Consider the following 24,758-nt stretch of genomic DNA (forward strand, 5'->3'; position numbering starts at 1 on the left):
GGCCTCGCGCTGCTAGATGAGCACCTGCCGGGTGCTGCGCAGGAAGTGATGGATTTCTTTCTCCACCGATTCATCCAGCATGTAGACCGGCCGCTGGCCGTTGGGGCAGCGCAGGCTCGGAGTCGTCCCGAACATGCGGCAGATCAAGGGACGTTCTTCGTAGACCTCACAGCCCTGCTTGCCCAGATAGGGACAGCTCAGGTCCGCCAGCGCGGCAGCGTGCTCGGCATCGCTCTTGACCGGCAGCCGCGCCACTTCCTCGCTGGAGGCGGTGACCGGGCCACAACAGTCCGTACACCCCACGATGCAGCGGAAGGTGGGGATCTGGTCGCGCAGACGCTGGATCGCGTCGCGGGTGGCGTAAGGCATTGCGATGGGCCTTGGAACGGCGTCGGCGGTGGGCCATTTTAACGCGTTGGCAAACGCGACGTATCCAGGGTGCTTCATCTGGGCGCGCAGGCGTGATCCCCTCGTCCGCTGGGTATGATGTCGCGTTCGCCAAGCTGTGTGCCTAAGCAACCCCTCCATGCACGTCCCCACACCCTCCCTGATCATCTGGATAGTGACCGCTGTTGCCACCAGCGGTGTCATCTTCCGTCCCTGGCGGATCCCCGAACATGTCTGGGCGCTGGGCGCAGCTGTACTGCTGGTGGCAACCGGCCTGGTACCCGTGCCCACGGCCCTCGCGGCAGTGGCGGAAGGCGGCGACGTCTACCTGTTCCTGATCGGCATGATGGTGCTGGCCGAGCTGGCACGTCACGAAGGCCTGTTCGACTGGCTGGCCATGTATGCCGTCCAGCATGCCAAGGGGTCTGGACGGCGCCTGTTTGACCTGGTCTTCCTGGTCGGCACGCTGGTGACCATTTTCCTGTCCAACGACGCCACTGCCGTGGTGCTCACGCCGGCAGTGTACGCCGCCTGCAAAGCGGCCCGCGCCAATCCTCTGCCCTACCTGTTCGTCTGCGCGTTCATTGCCAACGCAGCCAGCTTCGTGCTGCCGATCTCCAACCCCGCCAACCTGGTGGTGTTCGGCAGCCACATGCCCTCGCTGCCGGAGTGGCTGCGGCAGTTCAGCCTGCCGTCGCTGGCCGCGATCGCGATGACGTACCTGGTGCTGCGCCTGGCTCAGCGCCGTGAGATCGCGCACCCGCTGGCGGAGCGGATCGAGCAGCGCGCCCTGTCCGAGGGCGGTCGCCTGTGCGCCATCGGTGTCGGGCTCACCGGCATCGTGCTGCTGGCGACCTCGGCGATGAACGGCCCGCTCGGCTTGACCACCTTCTGCGCCGGTGCGCTCACGTTGGCGGCGGTTCGCCTGCGCCAGCGGCGCAGTGCCATGTCGATACTTCGGCACGTCGCCTGGGGGGTGCTCCCGCTGGTGGCAGGCTTGTTCGTGCTGGTCGAAGCCGTCGCGCAGACCGGCGTGATCCGCACGGCCGCGCATGCATTGGAAGCACTCGCACGAACCTCGCCGAGCGAGGCCGGCTGGGCTGCGGGTATTGCCGCCGCCATGGCGAGCAATCTGGCCAACAACCTGCCCATCGGGCTGGTCGCCGGATCACTGGGGCAGATGGCTGATTTGCCGGCGCAGACGCGCGCGGCGCTGCTGATCGGCGTGGATCTCGGGCCGAACCTGTCGGTCACCGGCTCGCTCGCCACGATGCTGTGGCTGGTCGCGCTGCGGCGGGAGGGCGAGAACGTCAGCGCCCTGCAGTTCTTCAAACTGGGGATACTGGTGATGCCGCCGGCGCTGATCGTGGCGTTGCTGCTGCTGTAGCGATGCTGATGCGCTAACGGTGCAACCGTGTCGTCGGGCTGCCGTGACGCTACATCCGTCTCAGGCGGCTTTCGGCGTCCACTGGCGCAGGGTGGCGGCTTTCAGCGACTGCTCGCCGCAGCCGGTGGGGCAACGCAGTACCCGCGCGGCCGCGTTGCTGACAAAGCCAGCGCCTTCCTGCGCCTTGAAGATCACCTCACACGACAGGCAGCGCGCCACCATCGAATACAGGTGAACGATGCGGCCGCTGCAGGGATCCTGCAGCGCGCTCACATCCAGCAGGTCGAAGTGGCAGCTGTCGGGCATCGCGCGGCGGGGAAACGGTGGGGAAACGGTCGTCTGCGGATTCACGCGTGCCAGCCTCGATGGTGTGGGCATCACTTTAGGCACCCGGATGTGGAGCGTGCGTGCATTGGACGACCGTCCCGCGTGATCACAACGTCGCCTGCGCCTGCAGCGTGAACACCCAGCTGTCCGGCCGGCTCTCATACGCCCCCGGCCGGGCCACATACTGCACCGCAGGCCGCAGGATCAGCCACGGGGTCACCTGCACACCGTAATTGAGCTCCACGAACTGCTCGTTGCTCTGCACGTCCTTGCCGGTGATGCGCTGGTACTGGGCAAGGCGGTCGGAGATGTCCAGCCGGGTCCACGCCAGGCTGAGCACATCATCCTCGCGTGGGGCCACCACACCGCGCCAACTCAGGCCGGCTTCCCACGAATACCGCATGAGTCCGGTCTTGGCATCGGCACGCGTGGCCACGCCGAATACCGACAGGCCGCGCACGGTGTCGCCTTCGGGCTTCAGCACGCGCTGCGCCAGCTGGATGTACGAACCGCTGCGATGCGAAGCGCGCGGCGCGGCCGGATTGCCGATGTCGTCGGCGTTAGAGGTATCCAGGTAGTAGCCGGCCTTGTAGGTACCGCCGTAATGCTCGCCGGTGTTGCGGTGGCTGTAGCCCACTTCCACGGGCAGGAACAGGCCGGTCTTGCCGCGGTCGGACACGCGGAAGCCACTGCCCTCCTGCTTGCGCATCGGCACGACATCGTAAATGCCGGTCTGTGCGTACCAGCCTGAGGGATCGGCCCACTTCACCCGCATGCCCCACTGACCAGTCGGGTTGTCGAGCCAGCCGGAACTGTAGATCGGCCCCAGCGGATGCCCGCACTGGCCGTTGTTGTTGAAATTGCAGGTGTACGGCAAGCCGCCGAAGTCGTTGCCCATCGAGTAGAAGCCGCCCTTCAGGCTCAGCCGCTTGTCCAGCAGCCAGCGCTCGTAGGAGAGTTCGTTGAAGCGCAGGTTCTGCCCTTGGCCATAGAACGCCTGGTTCTGCACGTAGGAACCGGTCGAGCGGTCATTGACCGCATTGCCGAAGCGGTCGGAGAACACCACCCGCATCGTGCCGTCGAAGCCGAAGGCCTTGCCGGTATCGATCATGGCACCGAAATCAACGTGCTCGGCGGTGGACCAGCCGGTGCCCTTGTAGCCGTCGCTGTTGACGCCCGTGGCAATCACGATGCGGGCGCTCGGCGTCACGCCCCGGTCCTGCAGCCAGATCCGGGCCGCCCAGTCCGCGCTGAGCGGGGTCTGGGCAATGGTGTCCACCGGTTTGGGCGTGGGCGCATCGCTGGCGGCGGCCCAGGCCGGTAGGCTGGCGGCGATCGCCATCAGCCCGAGGCTGATCAGATAAGGGGTGTGTTTCATGTCGAGGCCCTCCGCAGCCTGCGTTTCTTCCAGGCGCGTCGCACCATCAGGATCACCACCACGAACGCCGCAAGCCCGAGGATGAGCAGCGGCAGCCACAGGCGCGCGATCTTGGCCAGCAGCGGTTTCTCACCGCCATCGCGGATCAGCGCGACCTGGGCTTCCGTGACCTGGTCACCGGGCCCAAAGCTGGTCCGCACATAGCTCGCGACCGCCGCGACATCGGCATCGCTCAGCGCCTGCACGTACGAGCCTTCCGAAAAGTGCGGCATCACTACGTGCTGGCCGTCCACCTCGCGGTCGATGCCGCCGATGATGGTGGCCACCAGATTCTGCGGCCGGGTCATGCCGACGGTGCTGTTGTGCACCAGCGAGGGGTAATAGCCGTCCTTGCTGCCCTCCCCTTTGGGGCCATGGCAGCTTGCACACAGCCCGGAATACAGCACTGCACCGGAGGCCAGGGGGGCATTGGTGCCACGCACCGGTTGTTCGCCCGGCGCCGCGGTGGGGTCACCCCAGGCAAAGGCCGCACGCGTGGCGTCCTTGTCGGCCACGGCAGGCACGGTGCGCAGGTAAGTCACGATGGCACGGATGTCTTCATCGCGCAGTTTGGAGAGGCTGTTCGTCACCGCTTCGGCCATACCGCCACCGGCCTGCCCCTTGCCCTCAACCCGGCCGGTCTTCAGGTACTGGGCCAGTTCGTCATCGGTCCACCCGCCGATCCCGCTGATCGGGTGCGAAGTGATGTTGGGCGCATACCAATCGCCCAGCGAACCACCGGCGAAGGCTTTGCCGCCCACCTCCTGCATCATCAACCCGCGTGGACTGTGGCAGCTGGAGCAGTGCGCCAACCCTTCCACCAGGTAGGCACCCCGATTCCACTGCGCACTCTGTGCCGGATCCGGTTTGAACGGGGTCTTGTCCAGGAACAGCAGATTCCACACCGCCATGGACGAGCGCACGCTGAAGGGGAATGGCAGTTCGGTGGTACGTGCCTCCTCATCGACCGGTGCGACCGCCTGCATGAAATAGACGTACAGCGCGTGGATGTCCTCGTCGGTCAGCTTGGCGTAGGAGGTGTACGGCATCGCCGGATAGAGGTGGGCGCCGTCCTTGCGTACACCTTCGCGCACGGCCTGGGCGAAATCGGCCTCCGTGTAGTTGCCGATGCCGTGGGACTTGGACGGAGTGATGTTGCTCGCCCAGATCTCACCCAGCGGCGAGGCGATCGCGTAGCCGCCGGCGTAGGGCTTGCCCTGCCTCGGGCTGGTGTGGCACGCCACGCAGTCCGCAGCCACGGACAGGTAGCGCCCACGTTCGATGGTGTCGTCAGCGCGCGCGGTTTGGCTGACGCCGGCCAGCAGGCCCAATGCGATGAGCAGGGCCGTCTTCATGCCGCACGCTCGATGGCATCGGCCGCGCGCAGGGCAAGCGCGGCCATGGTCAGGGTGCTGTTGACGACGCTGGCCGACACCATCGCGCTGCCACCTGGGAGCCACAGGTTTGGGTGATCATGCGCGCGGCAATCGCCATCGACCACGGAATCGCGCGGATCCGCGCCCATGATGGTCGAGCCCATGATGTGGTTGTTGGCATTGAGCGCCGTGGTGATCACGAACTCTTCGGCGTTGAACAGCGTGCCGATGTGCCGTAGCTGATCGCAGGATTTGTCGTAGCCTTTGCGCGCGTAGTCGCCCAGCGAGTAATGGATGTCCGGGCAGGCCAGGCCATGGCCATCGACGCGGGTCGTGGACAGCGTCAGCCGGTTGCTCGGGTCGGGCAGCGGCTCCAGGCTGATCGACAGATCCACCCCGTAGATCGCGCGGCGTCGGATTTCCGCGTCCAGCGCCTCACCGGCGAGCCCCATTTTCAGTGCCTGGTCGGTGGCGATCGCCACCCGGCTGATGTTGTTGAGGATGATCTTGGTCGCAGAGTATTCCGACCGGAACGCGCCGTCACGCGGCCCGACCATGCAGCTGGACTGCGCCGGGCCACGCCCCAGCCAGATCGGGCGGTCGGCAATGAAGGAGCAGTGGAAGCCGGAGTGGTCCAGCATGTTGCGGCCGACCTGATCGGACGAATTGGCGATGCCGTTCGGGTTCTGCTCATTGGCGGCGAGCAGCAGCAGACGCGGCGTCTCCAGCGCATTGCAGGCGATCACGAAACTGCGGCCGGTGGCCTTGTGGCTGACCTTGTCGCTGTCATACCAGTGGATGGCGGTGACACGGTTCTGCGCATCGGTGTCGATCTTGTACGCCACCGCTTCGGCCAGCACCTTGGCGCCCAGCGCTTCGGCGGCCTGCACGGTATGGACGCCGTTGTACATCGCCCCGATCGGGCAGATCGGCTGGCAGTTGTTGTTGCCACAGCACGCGGGGCGATCGTTCCAGGGCTTGATCATGCGCCCCTGCGGAATCGGCACCAGGTTGTAGCCGTGCGGATTGACCACCTCGGCGAATACCTTGTCGCCGTTGCCCCACGGAATCATGTCGGCCAGGTACGGCTTGGAGCGCTCCGAAGGGCTCTGCTGCGCGGGATCGTTCGGCCCGGAGACGCCCATGGCTTCCTCCGCGCGGCAGTAATACGGCTCGATGTCCTCGTAGCTGATCGGCCAATCGCGCCCGACCCCGTAGGCGGACTGCATCTTGAAATCGACCGGAAGATGGCGCCAGCAGGAGGCAGCCCAGTGCCAGGTCGTGCCACCAACCGCCTTGATGAAGCCCTGATGGAAGCTGCTGGCATCGGGGCCGGTCAGGCCGACGTAGTCGTTGGCGGGGAAATACAGTGGCGCCGTCGCGAATTTCGATTGCGGGAACGGGCCTTGGAAATCGCTGCCGATGCGTCGTTCGAAGCTGACGTTGCGCCAGTTCTCAACGACGTCGGAACGGTTCAGACGGGGGCCGGCCTCAAGGACCAGGACCGATTTGCCGGCGCGCACCAATTGGTGGGCGATCAATGCACCGACGACGCCCGAACCGACGATCACGACGTCGGCATCGGCGTCGCCATCACGGAAAACCGGAGCTTTCATGAGAGGGGTTCCAGATCGATAACAGGGAAAAAAGGACTGCGCAGGCTCAGGCGTGGGCGCGAATCGGGGCCGGCGGCTCAGCCGTCCACCAGCCGGGGCCGCCTTGGACGTAGGTCGGTGGTGAAAGACCGTCATCCACGCAGCGCTGCATCAGCGCATCGCGGTAGGACACGGTCACGGCGTGCACGCCTTTGCCCACGGTGCCGGTGTACCACGCGGTGATGACGGCCAAAGCGGCGGGTTTCGCGTCGCCCGCCGCCGCGATCAGCGCCTGTGCGCCAGTCACCTGCCCTGCAAGAGTGACCAGGGTGGGGAACTGCGCATGCAGCTCGGGCTGAAGATGGGCGAACGCCTGCTCGATCCGGTCGGCCGTGGCCGGGTCCAGATCGGTCCTACCGGTCAGCGCGTAAGAGAGCTCGAGGAAGGCGGTGTCGGTCTTGGCCGCGGGCGCTGTTGCGGCCGGCCCTGCAACGGCAGGCGCTTTGTCACGGCAGGCTGCGAGCAGTGAAACCGAACCGACCGCAAGAAGGAAGCCTCGTCGTGTGAGGCCTTGCCCCCGACGATGCTCGTCCAATCCCTCGGGAATACTCATGATGTGAACTCTGCTCCGTAACACGCCGGCTCCCCGCCCGTAGACCACGGAACGGCTAAGCTTCGACGGCGACAAGGCTACTCCCCCTGTCTGTCATCACGGAGTGATAAGTGATGACTCACGCACCGCGCACGGAATCAGCGCTACAACGCGGGCTAGTCTCAGTTCCGGAGAGTTGCCATGCGAACCCTGTTGTTCAGTGCCCTCGCGGCGATGGCGTTGTCGGCCTGCAATCAGGCCGAGCCTACCGATCAGGGAAAGCACGCCGATACCATCGAGCAGCCTGCCCCGGCGGCAGGCAGTGAGCCCGCCCGTAACGTGCCCGGGGGCGGCAGTGGTACAGCCGCCTCCGAACAGCAGGACTCCGGGCATGGCACCGGGACCGGTGCGGAGCCGAAGCGCGAATCGCCGCCGAAGCCGTAGCACGTCATGACGCCACTCGATAAACCACTCCGCCGGGAAGTCCAGATCGACGACGAGGTCTATACGTTGACCCTTGATCCGGAGGGCCTGAAGCTGGTGCCCAAGGGCAAGCGGAACGGTGTGACCCTGAAATGGGCGGAACTGGTCAACGGTGACGCGGCGCTGGCGACGGCGCTTCAGGCGTCACTCGGGCACTGAGTGGCGGGGCATCGAGCGTCCAACGCGATGCGATGCGCGGCAGGTGGACTGAGGTCAATGAGCAGCAGTGCCCGATGCCGTCGTCACCGTACGGCAGCGCGAGGCCGCCGATCCAGAACGACACCGCTGCCGCCAGAGGCCCTGACGCCACGTGTTTCGGCCCGCACACGCTTTCTCCATTCAGGTTGATGGCGACGGGAAAGCAAGCAGACTCAGGATCAGGGACAATAGCCACCCACCGTATGCCCCGGGCTGCTGGCGGATGCCCCCATCAGGGGCCGTCGCGCGGCGGCCCATGCCTGTCTTCCTGCTGCTTTCCGGATCCGAATTGAATACCACCGCCCTGCCCCTTGCCGACGACGACCTGCCCCTGACCGACCGCCTGCGCACCGCGCTGGACCTGCTGGAGGCCATCGAAGCCGACCGCAGCGTGCTCGATACGCTGCCCGAAGCAGACCGCGTGCGCCTGCACCAGGTGGTGGCCAAGGTGTATCACCCCGAGCCCAAGGCCCGCCGGGCCAAGCTGAAGCAGCAGGCCAAGGCGCGGCACCAGGAAAAGGTGGCCAAGTCCGAGGCGCTGCTGGCGCAGACCGGTATCCGCGCCCTGCGCCGCAAGCCGGTGTTCAGCACCCCGAACTATTTCCCGCCGCACGCGGCCGGCCTGCATGACGCCTCCAACGGCGAGAATGCGGCGGCCACGCCGGAACCGGTGCATTCCCCGGAATTGCGCCATTGCTATGTCTGCAAGCAGAAGTTCACCCAGCTGCACCACTTCTATGACCAGATGTGCCCGGCCTGCGCCGAGCTGAACTTCGTCAAGCGCACCGAGACGGCGGACCTCACCGGCCGCGTCGCGCTGCTGACCGGCGGCCGGGTCAAGATCGGCTACCAGGCCGGCCTGAAGCTGCTGCGGGCCGGTGCCGAGCTGATCGTGACCACGCGCTTCCCGCGGGATTCGGCCGCGCGCTACGCCGAAGAGCCGGACTTCGGCGTGTGGGGCCACCGCCTGCAGGTGTACGGCCTGGACCTGCGCCATACCCCGAGCGTGGAGGCCTTCTGCAACGAGCTGCTGGCCACCCGTTCGCGTCTGGATTTCATCATCAACAACGCCTGCCAGACGGTCCGCCGCCCGCCGCAGTTCTATGCGCACATGATGGCCGGCGAAACCGCCGCGCTGCATGAGGTGCCCGAGACGCTGCGCAAGCTGATCGGCGATTACGAGGGCCTGCGCAGTGCCGAACTGCTCGGCACCACCGCCTCGGCCGCGCTGCCGGTGGTCCAGGGGCGTGATTTCAATGCCGCCAATGGTCTGACCCGTGCCGCCGAGCTGTCGCAGGTCCCGCTGCTGGAGGATGAGCTGGTCGCCCAGCAGCATCTGTTCCCGGATGGCCGGCTGGATCAGGACCTGCAGCAGGTGGATCTGCGCGGTCGCAACTCCTGGCGCATGCTGATGGCCGAAGTGCCGTCGGTGGAACTGCTGGAAACCCAGCTGGTCAATGCCATCGCGCCGTTCATCATCAATGCGCGCCTGAAGCCGCTGATGCTGCGCACGCCTGAGCGTGACAAGCACATCGTCAACGTCTCGGCGATGGAGGGGCAGTTCTACCGCAACTTCAAGACCACCCGCCATCCGCACACCAACATGGCCAAGGCCGCGTTGAACATGATGACGCGCACCTCGGCCGCCGATTACCAGAACGACGGCATCCACATGAACAGTGTGGACACCGGCTGGGTGACCGACGAGGATCCGGCGGACATCGCGGCCAAGAAGGTGAAGGAAGAGCGCTTCCATCCGCCGCTGGATATCGTCGACGGCGCTGCGCGCATCGTTGATCCGATCATCCACGGGTTCAACACCGGCGAACATGTCTGGGGCCAGTTCCTGAAGGACTACGCGCCGACCGACTGGTAAGCGCATCCAGGGGCGTGTTTCGTCCGTATAGCGTGGAATGACTCCCCCCACCTCACAACGCGACGAACGCAGCGCGGTCCTCAGTGCCATGCAGCTCGATGGCCTGGCATCCGTGCCGGCGCTGGACCGGCTTACGGCACTTGCCGGGTACACCTTCGATGCCCCGGTGGCGTTCGTCTCCATCCTCGGGGATGTGGAGCAGCGCTTCCTTTCCCGGATCGGCCTGCCCATGGCGCAGACCGACATCCGCGCCTCGATCTGCGCCCACGCCGTCACCTCCGAGGGCGTGCTGGTGGTGCCCGATCTCCAGCAGGACCCCCGCTTCCGGGACAACCCGCTGGTCACCCACAGCCCGCATCTGCGCTTCTACGCCGGCGCCCCCCTGGTGGCCAAGAACGGCGTGCCCATCGGGGCCTTTTGCATCATGGACACGCGCCCGCGCACGTTCGATCAGGGGGATCAGGAGCAACTGAGCACCCTGGCCGAACTGGTGGTCGCGCAGCTGGAGCTGCGGGCGATGTCCGGTCGGCTGGACCCGGTCAGCGGCCTGCCAAGCCGGCACCAGTTCCATGCGGATCTGCCCGGTATCCTTGCGCGCTGCGCCGATGGAACCGCGTATGCCGTTGCCGTGGACATCCTCGACATTCCGCGGGCCAACCAGGTCGGTCAGGTGCTCGGGCTGCGCCCGCTGGAGGCGTTGATCCGGCGCGGAGGCGTCCGCTTGCGAGCCGCGCTGGAGGGCGTGGCAACGGTCTACCACGTGGGGGTGACGCGCTTCGCCTTCGTGGTCGACATGCCGGCCCCGGCGCAGGTCGAGGCCCTGGTGCTGGAGTTGAGAACGCGCATGCTGCGTCCGCTGATGGCCGCGGCGGTCCCGATGTCACCCCGCTTCCATGCCGGCATCTGTGCCGTCGATCCGGACGAAGAGGACAGCCACGACCTGCTGCGACGGCTGCTGGTCAGCACGCAGGGTGCGTTCGATGCCCGACAGCCGTTCTGCTGGTACTCCGAACAGCGCGACGACACGATGCACCGTGCCTACCGCCTGGCCTCGGATGCCGAACGCGGGCTGCAGGCCGGTGACTTCCACCTGGACTACCAGCCGCGCTTCACCCTGGACGGTCGGCGCCCGGTCTCCGCCGAAGCGTTGATCCGGTGGACCCACCCTACCCTGGGGCCGATCAGCCCGGGCGAGTTCATTCCGGTCTTCGAGCGGACGGCGCTGATGGACGAGGTCACCCACTGGGTCCTGGACACCGCGCTGGATCAGGTCCAGGCGTGGCGCGCCCAAGGACAGGACATTCCGGTCTCGATCAACCTGTCCAGCAGCTATCTGTCCAATGCCTCGGCCTGGCAGGACATCCGCAGCAAGCTGGAGCACAGGGCGCTGCCGTTCTCGATGATCGAACTGGAGATCACCGAAGGCGAATGGCTGCGCCCGGGATCGCCGGCCATCGGCCACATCGCGGCGATGGCACAGGCCGGCATCACGGTGGCGATCGATGACTTCGGCAGTGGCTACAGCAATTTCAGCTACCTGTCCGACCTTCCCATCCACACGGTCAAGCTGGACAAGTCACTGATCGACGGCATCGCCAGCAGTTCGCGCGCGCGCGCCAAAGTTTCGGCCATCCATCATCTGGCCCACGAGTTGGGCTACCTCACCGTGGCCGAGGGGGTCGAGCATCAGGCGCAGGTGGATGTACTGGCCGCGATGGGGGTCGATGAAGTGCAGGGCTACCTGCTTGCCCGGCCCATGGCGCCGGCCGCGGTGATGCAGGTGTTCGAACAGGCCGCGATCACACCGCGCCCCGTCAGAGTTTGAACACCTGCTGCAGCTTGCGCGCGAACCACCCGCTGAAGACCAGCGGCGCATCCAGCGCTGACACACAGATGCACGCCACACCGGGGGTGGTCACGGGCTGATGCTCGACGTCGCTGTCCAGATCGGCCACATCGCCGGGGGCGAAATGCCCCAGGGAATCGTCATAAGCGCCGCGGAGAATCTGGGTCAGCTCGCTGTTGCCATGGCTGTGCATGGGCAGGCATTTGCCGGGGGCGATCTTGAGCATGATCAACGACGGGTGCGCCGGTGCACGGATGCAGTGGACACCCGGCGCCATCCAGCGCCATTTCAGCGAGCGGTAGGACGTCCCGAAATGCGGTGCCAGTGCGGCCGGCAGTTGATCCGGATCGTGCACCCGCGCGTGGCCCGGTTCCGCACCCTCCCGCGCCACCGGAGGACGTGCCGGCGCATCAAGCCGGCCCAGCATCGCCTCGCGCAGTGCTGCCTGGCGATTCTCCTCGGGCGGCGGCGACAACTGCTGCTCCAGCAACACGCCCCCCAAACGCTCGGCCGAACGCAGCTGCTCCCGGCAGTGGGCGCACCCTTCCAGGTGGGCAGCGGTGACCACGGACATCTCCGGGGCCAACGTACTGGTCGCAAACCCCAGCACGGTGGCCGGATCCAGATGGTGGCGAGGATTCATCGCTGCTCTCCCATCAACGCCTGCAGTTGCAGGAAGGCCCGCCGGATATGTGATTTCACCGTGCCCAGCGGCATGTTCAACTCGTTGGCGATCTCGGCATGGGTCTTTGCTTCGAAATAGGACATCCGGATCAACCGTGCCTGGGTGGCGGACAGTTCATCCAGCCGTTGCTTGAGCCGGACATGCTCGGTGTGCAGCTCGGCCAGAGAGCCGCGCCCGTCGTCCTGCTCTGCCGCCTGCTCGACCACGTCATGGGCATGCACCCAGATGTGCTCGCGCCGCACGCGATCGATATGGAGGTTGCGGGCCACCCGGTACAGCCAGGTGCCCAGGCTGCTCCGCATCGGATCGTAGAGATCGGCGCGGTTCCACAACTTGAGCAGGACCTCCTGGGCCAGGTCCTCGGCCACGCCGTGGGGCGCGCCCAGCCCGTTCAGATATCGGCACAGGCGCGGCATGAAGTGATCGTAGATCCGCATGAAACACTCACGATCCCGCGTACTGGCAACCGCCGCCACGTCCGCAGCCCAGGCTTTCAGCTCCACTGGGTGTTGAGCAGGCGCGGCAGTCATCCGGGCAACCTCGAAGGGCGTCATCCTTGCAGCAGGCAGGTCAGCGTCCATCGTAGGCCACTTCCGGGCGATCGGCGAGTTGGGGTTCATGGGCGGTCTACGGGCGGCAGAGCCGTTTGGATGCAGCCGCTACCTGACCCGGCACCGCGGCGGGATCCGCGGCGCCACTGCCGGCGCGCTGGCTGCTGATATAGTCAGACGAGCATGGCGGGCACGGTGCCCGGCCACGAATCGCAGGGAGTGGGTCATGGGTCTTCGTCAGGCAGTGGCAGGGGCAGTCGGTGGCGTTCTGGCCGACCAGTGGAAGGATTTCTACACCGTGCCGACGGGCCTGCCCTCCACGGCAGCGCTGTTCGCGGCGGTGCCGCGTGGCACCAATGCCGGGCGCGGCTCCAACACCAGCGCCTCCTCCAACATCATCACCAACGGCTCGAAGATCGTCGTGCCCGAAGGGTACGGCCTGCTGCTGTTCCAGGACGGCGCGATCACCGGCTTCGTTGCCGAACCGGGTGGCTATGAATGGCGCTCGGACGATACCAATTCGCAGTCGATCTTCGCCGGCGACGGGTTCGTCAGCCCGCTGATCAAGCAGAGCTGGGAGCGCTTCAAGTTCGGCGGCCAGCCAGGGTCGCAGCAGGCGGCGTTCTTCGTCTCACTGAAGGAACTGCCGGACAACCGTTTCGGCACGCAGTCCGAAATCTACTGGGATGACGGTTTCCTCGGCACGCAGGTCGGCGCGGTCACGCGCGGCTCGTACACGCTGAAGATCGTCGATCCGATCCTGTTCGTGAAGAATTTCGTGCCGGCCAGCTACCTCCAGCCCGGCCAGGTGTTCGATTTCACCGATCTGGATAACGCCGCCGCCAGCCAGCTGTTCAATGAAGTGGTGGGCTCGCTCGCGCCAGCCTTCAGCCTGTATACGAACGATCCCGGCAAGGGCAACCGCATCACCAAGCTGCAGCAGGATTCGCTCGGCTTTGCGCAGAGCCTGTCCGCTGCCGTCGAGCAGGGTTACCAATGGAAGTCCGACCGTGGCCTGGCCATCGTCAAGACCGCCATTGTCTCGATCGAGTACGACGCCAACACCCGCGAGCTGCTCAAGACCGTGCAGCGCGCCGATGCCCTGGCCGGCTCGCGTGGCAATTCCAACCTGCAGGCCAGTGTGGCCCAGGGCATCCAGTCGGCGGGCGAGAACGGCGGCGCGGCCGGCCTGGTCGGCGTGGGCATGGCCTCGGGCATGCTCGGGGTCGGCGGCATGCAGCAGCCGGTTGCTCCGGCCGCGGATGATCCGGTCGCCAAGCTGAAGAAGGCCAAAGAGATGCTGGACCTCGGCCTGATCACCCAGGACGACTACGACAAGCTCAAGGCCAAGGCGCTGGGGCTGTAAGACACCGAGCGCACCGACACCATGTCCGACCCCAAGATTCCACCGCCGATCCCGGCGGTTCCGCCGCCGTTGCCGCCTTCCCCGGTGGCCCCGGTCACTGGCCCGGGCTCGCCCCGGGAGGTGCCGCCGTTGCCGGGCAGTTTCCCGGTGGATCCAGCCACCCTGCCCCAGCCCATCCGCGATGAGGTGCAGGCCCCGGATCCGGTCGCGCTGGACACCGCCGCGGCCGAGCTGAAGGACGGTCTCAACCGCTGCCCGAAGTGCGGCTCCAGCGATATACGGCTCAAGCTGGGCACCGATGTGCTGGTCTGCCAGTTCTGCCGGCACGAATGGCACGGTGAGCGCGTTGAGGAGGCCTTTGGCTTTGGTGAAGGCATCAGTGAGCTGCGCGGCACGGTCATCGCCTCGGGCGCACGCGACATCGAAGCCGATACCGCCAGCCTGATGAGTTTCAAGTGCACTGGCTGCGGTGCCGAAGTCACGATCAACACCGAAAGCACCATGACCGCACGCTGCCACTGGTGCCGCCATGTGTTCGGGGTCAACGAGCAGATCTCCAATGGCGCGGTGCCCGATGCGGTGCTGCCGTTCCATATCAGCAAGGACGATGCGGTCGCGCGGATCCGCCAGTTCGTGGACAAGCGCCGCCTGTTCGCACTGAAGGCGTTCAAGGATCAGTTCACGCCCGAGAATGTCTCCGGCGTCTACCTGCCCTACATGGTGGTGGACAGCAATGTCAGCGCCAGCGTATCGGGCAAGGGCGAGATCCAGACCCGGCAGTACACGCGCGGCACCGAGAAGAACAAGAAAACGTATTACGACGCCGACGTTTACCAGGTGGATCGCCAGGTGGATTTCACCGTGGACGATCTCACCATGGAATCCTCGGCCGAGCGTGGCAACCTCGATACGCAGACCAACACCAACAACATCATCAACGCGATCCTGCCGTTCGATACCAAGAACGCCCTGAAGTGGAACGCCTCCTATCTGGCCGGCTTCACCTCGGAAAAGCGCAACCTCGACGTGGAAAAGCTGCGCCCACGGCTGGAAGACCAGCTGCTGTCGATCGCCCGCGCCCAGGTGGAAGGCTCGGTGCGCCGCTACGATCGTGGCGTGCGCTGGGAACGCGAGCGCGTGGATGTGCACGGCACGCGCTGGGTATCGATGTACCTGCCGGTGTGGCTGTACTCGTACCACCAGCCGGGCCGCAATGGCGGCATGCTGCACTACATCGCGGTGAATGGCCGCACCGGTGAAACCATGGGCAGCGTGCCGGTGCAGCAGTGGAAGCTGCTGCTGGCCGCGCTGACCACCGGCACCATCATTGAAGCCCTCGTTCTCTTCTTCCTGGTAGCTGCCTCATGAGCGATGACAGTGGACTCTGGCTGCTTGCCGCCGGCCCCGCCGGTGCCACGGCGTTGTACTGGGCGTTGTACCGGTACTACCGCAACACCGACAAATCGCATGCGTTCGAGCGTGATACCGCGATCGATGCCAAGCCGGTGACCGGCGCGGACCGCAAGGTCGATACGGTGATCGGCACGCAGGAGCGACGCATCCGCGGTGACAACGTGGCGGCGTATCGGACGCGGGTGCAGCGCGACAGGGACAGCGCGCCGACATTGTGACGCGTCACGGACGCGGCTCGACGAACCCGGGCGGTATCATGGGGCGTCAGTTTTCCGTAGGACGCCCACCATGCGCACGCTTTATCCCGCGATCACACCCTTCCGCACCCATCAGGTGGCGGTCGATGACCTGCACACCTTGTTCGTCGAGGAGTGCGGCGCTGCGGACGGCATCCCGGTGGTGTTCCTGCATGGCGGGCCGGGTGCCGGCGTATCGCCCACCCACCGGCGCTTTTTTGACCCGTCACGGTATCGCATCGTCCTGATCGACCAGCGCGGCAGCGGCCGCTCCACCCCGTTCGGTGAGCTGCGGGACAACACCACCCAGCACCTGGTCGCCGACGTGGAGACGATCCGCAGCCTGCTCGGCATCGAGCGCTGGCTGGTGTTCGGCGGCTCCTGGGGCTCCACGCTGGCACTCGCCTACGCCCAGGCCCATCCGGAACGCGCCACCGGCCTCATTCTTCGAGGGGTCTATCTGGGCCGTGCCGAAGAGAATCGCTGGTTTGCCGAAGCCGATGGCGGTGCGCGCTGGGTGTTCCCGGAGCGCTGGGCGGCCTACGAGGCGCATATCCCTGAAGACGAACGCGGCGACATGATCGCCGCATACTGGCGTCGCCTGGACAGTCCGGACCAAGCGACCCGCATCGCCGCCGCGCAGGCCTGGCTGGGGTGGGAAGATCACGCTGCCACGCTGGAACACGACGTCGACGCGGTGTCCGGTGACGATCCGCTGCACACCCTGGCCAAGGCGCGCATCGAAGCGCATTACTTCCGCAACCATGCCTTCCTCGATCATGCGCAGCTGCTTCGCGATATCGACCGCATCCGGCATCTGCCCGGCGTGATCGTGCAGGGCCGCTACGACATCATCTGCCCGGCCCGCAGTGCGTGGGACCTGGCCTGTGTCTGGCCCGAGGCCTCGCTGCAGATGGTGGTGTCCGGTCACAGCGCAACGGAACCGGCGACCGCCGATGCCCTGGTGCGCGCGACGGATGCGTTCGCGGACGCGCAGTAAGGAGTCGTCGTGGATTCGATCTACCTGGTGGTGGCGTTGGGCGCCATCGTGGCGGGCTTTGTGCAGGGGCTGTCGGGCTTCGCGTTCGGGCTGGTGGCGCTCTCCTTCTGGGCGTGGGTGCTGGATCCCAGGCTGGCGGCCACCCTCTCGGTGTTCGGTGCCCTGACCGGCCAACTGCTGGCGGCGTTCACCGTGCGCCGCGGCTTCAATCTGAAGACCCTGCTGCCTTTCGTGCTGGGCGGGCTGGCCGGGATTCCGCTGGGCGTCTACCTGCTGCCCCTGCTCGACATGCACTGGCTCAAGGCGATCCTGGGCACCTTGCTGGTGCTGTGGTGCCCGGCGATGCTGCTGTCACGTCAGCTGCCGCGTATCTCGGCGGGCGGGCGCGCGGCCGATGGTGTGGTGGGATTTGCCGGCGGCATCATGGGCGGTCTTGGAGGATTCACCGGCACCCTGCCGACGCTGTGGTGCACGCTGCGCGGTTATGAGCGTGACGTGCAGCGCTCCGTGGTCCAGAACTTCAACCTGTCCATGCTGCTGGTGACCATGGGCACCTATGTCGGCACCGGCATCGTCACCCGCGAAATGCTGCCGATGTTTGCCATCGTGGCGCCAGCCATGTTGATCCCGACCCTGCTCGGCACCCGCCTGTACATCGGCATCAGCGACCTGCGGTTCCGGCAGATCGTGCTCAGCCTGCTCACCGTGTCCGGGATCGCGTTGCTGGCCTCGTCGTTGCCGGCGCTGCTGGGCTGGCGCTGAGGCCGCGCTGCGGCAGCGGCAGACGGTTGCCGACGAAGTTGACCACGTTCTCCATCGCATCGGGATCGACATTGCTCAGCCCGATCACCACGTAGCCGTTGCTGGGCAGCACGATGAGCGCGGCATTCGCACCGGGCGCCCCACCCTCGTGGCCATACTGGCGCTGCTCTCCCTCACCGCTCACCATGAAGCCGTAGCCGTACCAGCCCTTGGTATTCTGCGGTGAGGTGGCCGCGTCCAATGCCGCGGCCGGGATCAGCCGGCCACTGCGCAACGCCTCGGCGAACCGGAGCAGATCCTGGGCGGTGCTGTAACCGCCGCCCGCCGATGTACCGCGCAACGGCAGGCTCTTGGTCTCGCGCACCCAATGGCCCTCGCTCAGCGTGTAGGGCACCGCGCGGCCTGGCACCAGGGTCGCCTCGGGCGCCGCTCCCGTGGAAGTCATGCCCGCCGGCGCAAAGATGTGCTGTTCGACGTAGGCATCGTAAGACTGTCCCGATGCCGCCTCGATGATCGAGCCAAGCAGGATGTAGCCGTAGTTGGAATACTGGTCCTGGGTGCCGGGTTTGAAGGCCGGGGCCGCAGCGCCATAGACGGGCCAATAGTCGGCCAGCGTTTTGAGCGATGTCTTCCGCGCCTCGAATGCCTCGTCGAAGATCTCTCCAAGGCCGCTGGTGTGGTTGAGCAGCTGCCGGATCGTGACACCGGTGGCGACGGCCGGATTGGGGTAATGCTTCAGATGCTGGGCAATCCTATCGTCCAGTGTCAGCTTGCCCGCCTCGGCCAACTGCAGGATCGCCACCGCGGTGAACATCTTGTTCAACGAGGCGAGCCTGAATGTCGTGGTGCTATCCACCGGAATACCCTGCTCCCGGTCGGCCAGCCCGCCCTGCCACGCCATCAGCACCTTGCCGTCCTGCGCCAGCAGAAAGGTGCCGGAGAGCTTGTCCTGTGCTGCCAGCGCATCCAGACGGGCAGGGCTCTGCGCGATGAGCGCGGGCATCTCAAGCCGCGCGGGCCGGAAGGCGACGGGTATCTCCACGCCTTCCAGCTGCAAGGTCTTGAGCCGCGGTCTGTTGGCAGGATCGATGGCCACGGTGATCAGCACCCCGCGATCGCTGGTTGTGCCGCGCACGATGGCCGCGACGGTATCGGGTGTCTCCACGGTTCTGGTCAGCACCTCGAACGGGCCGAAGGTCTCGCGGATATCCAGATACCGCTGCGCGGTGTGGTCGATGCCGTAGGTCGACAGCACGGTCCGCAGTGTGTCCGGATCGCCGACGTTGTAGGCCGCGAGCCAGCGATTGAAGATCTGTTGGGCCGAAACAGGGGCCGCCGGTGTGGCGGCCCAGACGCTGGCGCTGACGAACAGCAGCGCAAAGGTGAGCAATCTGATCAACACCATCCTGTCCTCGCGTGCACGGGGCTTCGGCCCGGCCGTGAGATGGATTATGCATGCGCTCCTCAACCGCGCTGCATGCGCATCCACAGGGCAGCCCTGCCGATCCAGACGCTGCTCACCTGCTGGTGCTTTGCGTACTGCCGCTGCTTACCAGCGTGCGTTGAGGCCCAGCTGCGCACTCACACTGCGATACCCAGCATCGCCACGCTGCAGGCCGAGGTCGCCCCACGCCGACCAGCGCGTCCCCAACTGCAGCATCGCACCGCCGCGCACTTCGTAACGGTTCTTCGGCACCGCACCCTCGATCAGCGCATCGTCCATCCAGATCCGGTTTCCGCCACCCTCGTGAAGCCAGTGCGCAGCAACGAACGGCTGCACGCGGCGCTCCTCGGTGCGCACGTCACCACTCAGGCGCACGCCCAATCGAGAGGAAAGCCCCCCCGCGGCACCGACGGCGACCTGGGTGCCGTTGTGTTCGGTAATCCGGTCGGCACGATAGTCGGTGTAGGTGAGCTGCAGCTGCGGCTGCACCATCAGTTGGGTCCCGCTGCGCATCCGCATGGCCCACGCGTAGCCGGTCTCAACCGAGGCGGCCTGCGTCTGCGCGTCCTGACGCTCCTTCGCCAGACCGATGCCCTGCACGGTGTTGCGGTAGCGGCCATGCTGGACCCAGCCATCGGCATACGCGCCCGTTCCTTCGCCCGGACGCTGCAGCCACGTCGCATAGATGCCCAGCGCACCGCCCTTTACCGTGCCCGTCGCCGCATAACCGCTCAGCCGCGAACGCACGTCGGTCGAGGCCTGCCCGGCCGCCAGCAGCACACCGGCGCTGCCCTGGCTGGCCCCGCCCCAATGCAACACATCCAGGCCGCCCATCAGCACCGTTGCACGGCCTGTCAGTGCCAGCTGCCCGGCGACGTCCTGCCGGGTCTGGCTGCTGCTGACACGCAGCCAACCGGCACCGCGCACCTCGCCCATGCCGTCAGCACCATTACGGTCCTGCAGCCGATGCTGGAACAGGGACACGGCGGCCGCCTGGTTGGCCAGATAGGCCCCCGCTTCGGGCCGCACGATCTGCGGCGGCGGCGGGCGATCGCAGGCGGTGTCGCCTTCCGCGGCTTCGCAGGGATCCGGCGGTACGATGCCGCAGCCGGGGCCAGTGGGGTCGGCCTCACACGGTTCCGGCGGCGGTACGATGCCGCAGCCAGGGCCGGCGGGGTCGGCCTCACACGGTTCCGGCGGCGGTACGATGACGCAGCCGGGGCCGGTCGGGTCGGCCTCACACGGTTCCGGCGTCGGTACGATGACGCAGCCTGGGCCAGTGGGGTCGAGATCGCACGGTTCCGGCGGCGGCACGATGACACAGCCTGGGCCAGTGGGGTCGAGATCGCACGGGTCCGGCGGCGGTACGGTGACGCAGCCGGGGCCAGTCGGGTCGAGATCGCACGGGTCCGGCGGGGTCGGGGTCAGCGCAGAGCGCAGGTACCAACCCCCATCGCCGGGCGTGGTGACGCCGCCCTTGTGCAGGAAATAGTCATAGCTGCCTGCCACGGCCCGCCCGTTCAAGGTGTAAGCCGCATCGGACCGGCCATCGACCTGGATCAGCTGGATGCCGTTGCTCGTCTGCGCGCCCAGGCCGTGCACATTGTTGACCTGGATGCCCGCGCTGCCGCGAGTGTCGCCGCGCACGTGCAGGAAGTCGATCAGCGAGGTGTCATCGCCCAGCGCGCCGTTGAAGATCAGCAGCGCATTGTTCGCCTCGACGTCGCCGGACACGGTGAGCCGGTTGAAGCTCGTGCTGCCCGTTGCCGACAGGGCCAGGGTGCTGTCCTGCAGGTTCAGCTGGCCGACGCTGGCGTCCCCGGTGAGGGTCCAGCGGCTGTTGTCGGACAGCGCCACCTGGTTGACCGCGGTAGTGGCGCCCACCCAGTGCGAACGGCCGTTGAGGCGTACGCGGATGTCGGCCAGTACCGGTACGCCGGCGGCAATGTCCTCCGGGGTGATTGCGATGTCGCCCTGCGCGTAGACATCCTGGTCCAGGTGGAGCTCGAACGGGCTCGAGAAAGCAGCATCCACATCCATCAACGTCCCATTGCCGCCGATCAGCTGGGCGCCGTTGCGTGCTGCCACCTCGCGCGCGGTACGCACCCACAATGCAGCATGGCGCTCACTGATCAGCGAGCCGCCATCGATATCCAGCCGGCCGTTGGCATTGACCACGCCTGCATAGGCCTCCAGGCCCTGGGTGCGCACGTGCGTGTCGCGCAGCGTCAGCTCCCCCGGGCCACCGCTGAGCACGCCGTATCCCTTGGCGCCAGTGGTCAGCAGGGTGCTGTCGCGCAGATGCACGATGCCGCCAAGACGTGCGACCGCACCAATGCTGCCTGCGCCGGTGGTGGTGACGTCGACGCCATCGGCTTCGAAGAGCGGCTGCCGCCCACCCGTGTCGTAGGACGCATACAGACCATGCGCCGAGGCGCCACCGGTGTGCATCGTCACCCCATCCAGCGTTGCAACGCCTTGGCGATTGTCGATGCCCACCCCACCATCGCCGCTGGTGGTGATGCTGCCGCGAAGCATGGTCAAAGCAGACGCTCTGGGCATCCAGATGCCGCTGCGCCGGTTTGCGGTGATCTCCACATCGCTCAGCCGCACATCGCTGCCGTCGCCGTTGATGTTGATCCCGTAGCCCCCGGCCGTGATCGTCGTCCCGATGATGTCGGCCCGGCTGTTCGCCCTGAGGTAAACACCATCGCCACGCTCGTGGTCCGAGCGCAGTGCACTGTTCTCGATGCGCAAGGTGCCACCGCTGAGTTCAACGCCCATGGCGTATTCGCCGGCGACGTGGAGATCGGAATTGATCAGCGACAGCGTAGCGCCCCCCGCCACCCGCGCCCCGGCGCTGCCATCGGCTGCGGTGCTGACCTGCACGTTGTCGCCCTCGATGCGTCCACCATTGAGCGCATACAGGCCGTCAGAGTAGCTGGCACCGGTCTGGATCCGTGCATCGCGCAGCGTCACCACCGCGTTGTCTGCCATCACGGCGTGGGACCGGTCACCGCTGGTCTGGATCCGGCCTCCCACCATCTCCACCTGCGCAGTGCCGGTGGCCACCAGCCCGTGCGACCCGCTACCGGTGGTTTCCAGCGTCGCATTGCCCATCACCAGCGTGCCCGAATCGACCTGCGCCGCCGTGCTGCCCCGGCCACTCGTGGCGACCCTGGTGCCCTGTCCGCCAGCATCGGCCTGCAGCTCGATGCGGCCGCCCGTGGCGACAGAAAGCCCAACCGCACTGGCCCCCGAGGTGGTGATGTCGCCCGCAGCGAAGATGAGCGTGCCAGCACTTTCGGCGCGGGCGGCGGCCGTATTGGCACCGCTGGCGGTAAGCGATACGGGCCCGCCGGAGCCGATACTGCCGCCATTGAGCGCGTGGAAGACATACCCGGCGGCTCCGTCATCGGCGGACGCATAGCTGCCCGAGATGACGTCGAGCGGGTGACCATCGGCGACGACCGGCCCCAGGCTCTGGGCCAGGACGGGCCCGCTGCACGCGCAGGTCGCGGCAATGGCGAGCGAAAGCGGGCGCAGACGGTTCAGGCGACTGAGGGTGCGAGTGGTCATGTCGGGATAGCCGGTCGTTATGAAGCCGACGACTTTAGGAGCGCTGCCCTCTTGAAGATATGCAATTAGTTGTAATGTCACAGACGCCGGCATGTCCTTAACGCGACGATATCCGCCCAGATCGCGAGAGACGCGGTGCCATACACGGCTTACGCTTGCCCCGTCGATGCCCATGGCTCCATCCGCTCCTGATCCTGCCCCCATGACCACTGAAACCGCTGCCCCGCCCGTCCTCCCCACCGAACCCCTCACCCCCGCCCCCAACCAGGGCTTTGCGATCCGCATCGTCGGTGCCGCAGCGTTCGCGCACCTGCTCAATGACATGATCCAGGCGGTGCTGCCGGCGGTGTACCCGATGTTCAAGAGCGAGTTCTCGCTCACCTTTGGCCAGATCGGCATCATCGGCCTGGTGTACCAGGTCACGGCCTCGCTGCTGCAGCCGTGGGTGGGCATGTACACCGACAAGCGGCCGCTGCCGTATCTGCTGCCCTCGGGGATGATCGCCACGTTCGTCGGCATCGCGCTGATGGCGATGGCCACGAGTTACGAAATGCTGCTCATCGCCGCGGCCATCGTTGGCATCGGGTCGGCCACCTTCCATCCGGAAGCCTCGCGCGTAGCGCGGATGGCCTCGGGCGGTCGCTTCGGTACCGCGCAATCCACGTTCCAGGTCGGTGGCAATACCGGCTCGGCGATCGGGCCGCTGCTCGCCGCCGTCATCGTGATTCCGCATGGGCAGCGTGCGATCGCCTGGTTCATGCTGGCGGCCGCATTGGCCATCACCGTGCTGTTCCGCCTCACCGGTTGGACCGTGCAGCATGGTCAGGCCAAGATGAAGAGCCTGGCCAAGAGCCATGGCGTCGGGCTGAGCCGTGGCAAGGTGATCCAGGCCATCGCGGTGATCGCGGTGCTGATGTTCGCCAAGTTCGTGTACATCGCCTCGTTTACCAACTACTTCACCTTCTACCTGATCGAACGCTTCGGCCTGAGCGTGCAGCAGAGCCAGATGTACCTCTTCATCTTCCTGGCTTCGGTCGCGCTGGGCACCTTCATTGGCGGCCCGGTCGGTGACCGGATCGGTCGCAAGGCGGTGATCTGGATTTCCTTCCTGGGCGTGGCGCCGTTCGCGCTCGCCCTGCCCTACGCCAACCTCATGGGCACCGCCGTGCTGGCAGTGGCCGTCGGGCTGATCATGTCCTCGGCATTCGCCGCACTGGTGGTGTATGCGCAGGAAGCGGTGCCGGGCCGCGTGGGCATGGTGTCGGGCCTGATGTTCGGCCTGATGTTCGGCATCGGCGGTATCGGTGCAGCCGGGCTGGGCAACCTGGCCGACGTGCATGGCATCGTATGGGTCTACCACTTCACCTCGTACCTGCCACTGCTCGGGCTGGCGACGGCGTTCCTGCCGAAGACGACGATGCACTGAGGCGTTTGCCTCAGTGGAAGAACTGACTCGGCAGCTGGCCGAAGCGCTTTTTGAACATCGCGGTGAAGGCGCTCGGACTGGCATAGCCCAGCGCGAGCGCCACGTCGATCACCTTTTCGCCGTGCGCCAACTGTTCCAGTGCACGCAGCAGGCGCGCCTGTTGCCGCCATTGCCCGAAGGTCATGCCCAGCTCGCGTGCGCACAGGCGCTGGATGGTTTTGACATCCACGCCGAGGCGGCCGGCCCAGTCCTGCAGGGTGGACGGATCGTCGGGCATGGATTCCAGCTGCCGGCCGATCGCCTGCAAACGTGGATCGGCGGGCTGCGGCAGGTGCAACGGCAGTACCGGCAGCATCTGCAGCTCATCCAGAATCAACTGCATCAGCCGCCCGTCGCGCGAATCCGGCCGGTACGCTGGCGGCACCTCCATCGCGGCATGGATCAACGCCGCCAGCAACGGCGTCACCGATACGGTTGACGCGCTGGCCGGCGGGTGGGCGATCGCCTGCGGCAGGATGTACAGGCTGCGCATGCCGACCGCGCCGATGCAGCTGACCTTGTGGCCCATGCCGGCCGGGATCCAGATCGCGCGCGTGCTGGGCACTACCCAGCGCCCTGCCCCGGCCTGAACCACCAGCACGCCGGTTTCGGCGTAGACCAGTTGATGGCGGTCCGGATGGTGATGCAGCGCGATGATCGTGCCGGCAGGATACTCGCGCGCCCGGCAGAACACGGGCGTTTCCGGGCCGGCCGGCAGGCGTTTACCTTCGCCGACGCTTGGGGCGATGTCCCTTTTCCGATATGGCATGGCA

22 protein-coding genes are annotated in these 24,758 nt (G+C 66.5%); 11 read left to right on the forward strand and 11 right to left on the reverse strand.

What is annotated here, in order from left to right; genetic code table 11:
• Nucleotides 1-12: 12 nt before the first annotated feature.
• A complete protein-coding gene (locus AC1DIQ_RS05365; protein ID WP_282259992.1) occupies nt 13-369 on the reverse strand; it encodes a YkgJ family cysteine cluster protein in 357 nt (118 codons plus the stop codon).
• A gap of 157 nt (nt 370-526) precedes the next feature.
• Here AC1DIQ_RS05365 and AC1DIQ_RS05370 point away from each other — a divergent pair, with 157 nt between their 5' ends.
• Complete coding sequence (locus AC1DIQ_RS05370) at nt 527-1,774, forward strand: arsenic transporter (RefSeq protein ID WP_478049579.1); 1,248 nt, start codon at nt 527-529, stop codon at nt 1,772-1,774.
• 60 nt (nt 1,775-1,834) lie between these two features.
• Here AC1DIQ_RS05370 and AC1DIQ_RS05375 read toward each other — a convergent pair whose 3' ends face one another.
• The 5 genes from AC1DIQ_RS05375 to AC1DIQ_RS05395 all read right to left on the reverse strand — a co-directional run bounded on the left by AC1DIQ_RS05375 (nt 1,835) and on the right by AC1DIQ_RS05395 (nt 7,102).
• On the reverse strand, nt 1,835-2,125 hold the full coding sequence (locus AC1DIQ_RS05375; RefSeq protein WP_461769858.1) for a hypothetical protein: 291 nt from the start codon (nt 2,123-2,125) through the stop codon (nt 1,835-1,837).
• 82 nt (nt 2,126-2,207) lie between these two features.
• Complete coding sequence (locus AC1DIQ_RS05380) at nt 2,208-3,479, reverse strand: carbohydrate porin (RefSeq protein WP_478049580.1); 1,272 nt, start codon at nt 3,477-3,479, stop codon at nt 2,208-2,210.
• Nucleotides 3,476-4,873, reverse strand: coding sequence for a c-type cytochrome (locus tag AC1DIQ_RS05385; protein WP_478049581.1), 1,398 nt, complete (start codon nt 4,871-4,873; stop codon nt 3,476-3,478). Before AC1DIQ_RS05385 ends, AC1DIQ_RS05380 begins: the two co-directional genes overlap by 4 nt.
• Nucleotides 4,870-6,510 carry a GMC family oxidoreductase gene (locus AC1DIQ_RS05390; RefSeq protein ID WP_478049582.1) on the reverse strand — a complete coding sequence of 547 codons (1,641 nt, stop codon included), beginning with the start codon at nt 6,508-6,510 and terminating at the stop codon, nt 4,870-4,872. Before AC1DIQ_RS05390 ends, AC1DIQ_RS05385 begins: the two co-directional genes overlap by 4 nt.
• A gap of 46 nt (nt 6,511-6,556) precedes the next feature.
• Nucleotides 6,557-7,102 (reverse strand): sugar dehydrogenase complex small subunit, encoded by a 546-nt coding sequence (locus tag AC1DIQ_RS05395; protein ID WP_152153136.1) that lies wholly within the window; start codon nt 7,100-7,102, stop codon nt 6,557-6,559.
• A 180-nt stretch (nt 7,103-7,282) separates the two neighbouring features.
• Here AC1DIQ_RS05395 and AC1DIQ_RS05400 point away from each other — a divergent pair, with 180 nt between their 5' ends.
• From AC1DIQ_RS05400 to AC1DIQ_RS05415, 4 genes are all read left to right on the forward strand, one after another.
• The gene (locus tag AC1DIQ_RS05400) at nt 7,283-7,525 is read left to right on the forward strand and encodes a hypothetical protein (RefSeq protein WP_121036869.1); all 243 of its coding nucleotides are present in this window, start codon (nt 7,283-7,285) and stop codon (nt 7,523-7,525) included.
• Nucleotides 7,526-7,531: 6 nt separating this feature from the next.
• Nucleotides 7,532-7,723: a hypothetical protein gene (locus tag AC1DIQ_RS05405; protein ID WP_121036870.1), complete on the forward strand. Its 192-nt coding sequence runs from the start codon at nt 7,532-7,534 to the stop codon at nt 7,721-7,723.
• A 295-nt stretch (nt 7,724-8,018) separates the two neighbouring features.
• Complete coding sequence (locus AC1DIQ_RS05410; protein ID WP_428999391.1) at nt 8,019-9,638, forward strand: SDR family NAD(P)-dependent oxidoreductase; 1,620 nt, start codon at nt 8,019-8,021, stop codon at nt 9,636-9,638.
• A 37-nt stretch (nt 9,639-9,675) separates the two neighbouring features.
• Entirely contained in the window at nt 9,676-11,463 is a 1,788-nt protein-coding gene (locus AC1DIQ_RS05415) for an EAL domain-containing protein (RefSeq protein ID WP_478049583.1), read from the forward strand.
• Here AC1DIQ_RS05415 and AC1DIQ_RS05420 read toward each other — a convergent pair.
• Entirely contained in the window at nt 11,453-12,127 is a 675-nt protein-coding gene (locus tag AC1DIQ_RS05420; RefSeq protein WP_121036872.1) for a ChrR family anti-sigma-E factor, read from the reverse strand. The two genes, AC1DIQ_RS05415 and AC1DIQ_RS05420, sit on opposite strands and share 11 nt — an antisense overlap.
• Nucleotides 12,124-12,750 carry a sigma-70 family RNA polymerase sigma factor gene (locus AC1DIQ_RS05425; RefSeq protein ID WP_259462075.1) on the reverse strand — a complete coding sequence of 209 codons (627 nt, stop codon included), beginning with the start codon at nt 12,748-12,750 and terminating at the stop codon, nt 12,124-12,126. The genes AC1DIQ_RS05420 and AC1DIQ_RS05425 overlap by 4 nt, the downstream gene beginning before the upstream one ends.
• 196 nt (nt 12,751-12,946) lie before the next feature.
• On the opposite strand from AC1DIQ_RS05425, the gene AC1DIQ_RS05430 reads away from it, so the two are divergent.
• From AC1DIQ_RS05430 to AC1DIQ_RS05450, 5 genes are all read left to right on the forward strand, one after another.
• On the forward strand, nt 12,947-14,086 hold the full coding sequence (locus AC1DIQ_RS05430) for an SPFH domain-containing protein (protein WP_121036873.1): 1,140 nt from the start codon (nt 12,947-12,949) through the stop codon (nt 14,084-14,086).
• A gap of 21 nt (nt 14,087-14,107) precedes the next feature.
• Nucleotides 14,108-15,454: a TFIIB-type zinc ribbon-containing protein gene (locus AC1DIQ_RS05435; RefSeq protein ID WP_478049584.1), complete on the forward strand. Its 1,347-nt coding sequence runs from the start codon at nt 14,108-14,110 to the stop codon at nt 15,452-15,454.
• The gene (locus AC1DIQ_RS05440; RefSeq protein WP_478049585.1) at nt 15,451-15,717 is read left to right on the forward strand and encodes a hypothetical protein; all 267 of its coding nucleotides are present in this window, start codon (nt 15,451-15,453) and stop codon (nt 15,715-15,717) included. The genes AC1DIQ_RS05435 and AC1DIQ_RS05440 overlap by 4 nt, the downstream gene beginning before the upstream one ends.
• Before the next feature lie 70 nt (nt 15,718-15,787).
• Nucleotides 15,788-16,735: a prolyl aminopeptidase gene (pip, locus tag AC1DIQ_RS05445; protein WP_478049586.1), complete on the forward strand. Its 948-nt coding sequence runs from the start codon at nt 15,788-15,790 to the stop codon at nt 16,733-16,735.
• A 9-nt stretch (nt 16,736-16,744) separates the two neighbouring features.
• Nucleotides 16,745-17,497, forward strand: coding sequence for a sulfite exporter TauE/SafE family protein (locus AC1DIQ_RS05450; protein ID WP_282260029.1), 753 nt, complete (start codon nt 16,745-16,747; stop codon nt 17,495-17,497).
• Here the strand turns inward: AC1DIQ_RS05450 and AC1DIQ_RS05455 are convergent.
• Nucleotides 17,436-18,902 (reverse strand): serine hydrolase domain-containing protein, encoded by a 1,467-nt coding sequence (locus AC1DIQ_RS05455; protein WP_121036878.1) that lies wholly within the window; start codon nt 18,900-18,902, stop codon nt 17,436-17,438. The genes AC1DIQ_RS05450 and AC1DIQ_RS05455 overlap by 62 nt on opposite strands.
• A 144-nt stretch (nt 18,903-19,046) precedes the next feature.
• The gene (locus AC1DIQ_RS05460; protein ID WP_478049587.1) at nt 19,047-22,520 is read right to left on the reverse strand and encodes an autotransporter outer membrane beta-barrel domain-containing protein; all 3,474 of its coding nucleotides are present in this window, start codon (nt 22,518-22,520) and stop codon (nt 19,047-19,049) included.
• 202 nt (nt 22,521-22,722) lie between these two features.
• Between AC1DIQ_RS05460 and AC1DIQ_RS05465 the strand changes: the two genes are divergently transcribed.
• The gene (locus tag AC1DIQ_RS05465; protein ID WP_121036880.1) at nt 22,723-23,946 is read left to right on the forward strand and encodes an MFS transporter; all 1,224 of its coding nucleotides are present in this window, start codon (nt 22,723-22,725) and stop codon (nt 23,944-23,946) included.
• A gap of 10 nt (nt 23,947-23,956) precedes the next feature.
• Here the strand turns inward: AC1DIQ_RS05465 and AC1DIQ_RS05470 are convergent, their stop codons facing one another.
• The gene (locus AC1DIQ_RS05470; protein ID WP_152154324.1) at nt 23,957-24,754 is read right to left on the reverse strand and encodes an AraC family transcriptional regulator; all 798 of its coding nucleotides are present in this window, start codon (nt 24,752-24,754) and stop codon (nt 23,957-23,959) included.
• Between the last annotated feature and the right edge of the window lie 4 nt (nt 24,755-24,758).

Source organism: Stenotrophomonas sp. 05L413 (assembly GCF_056397945.1).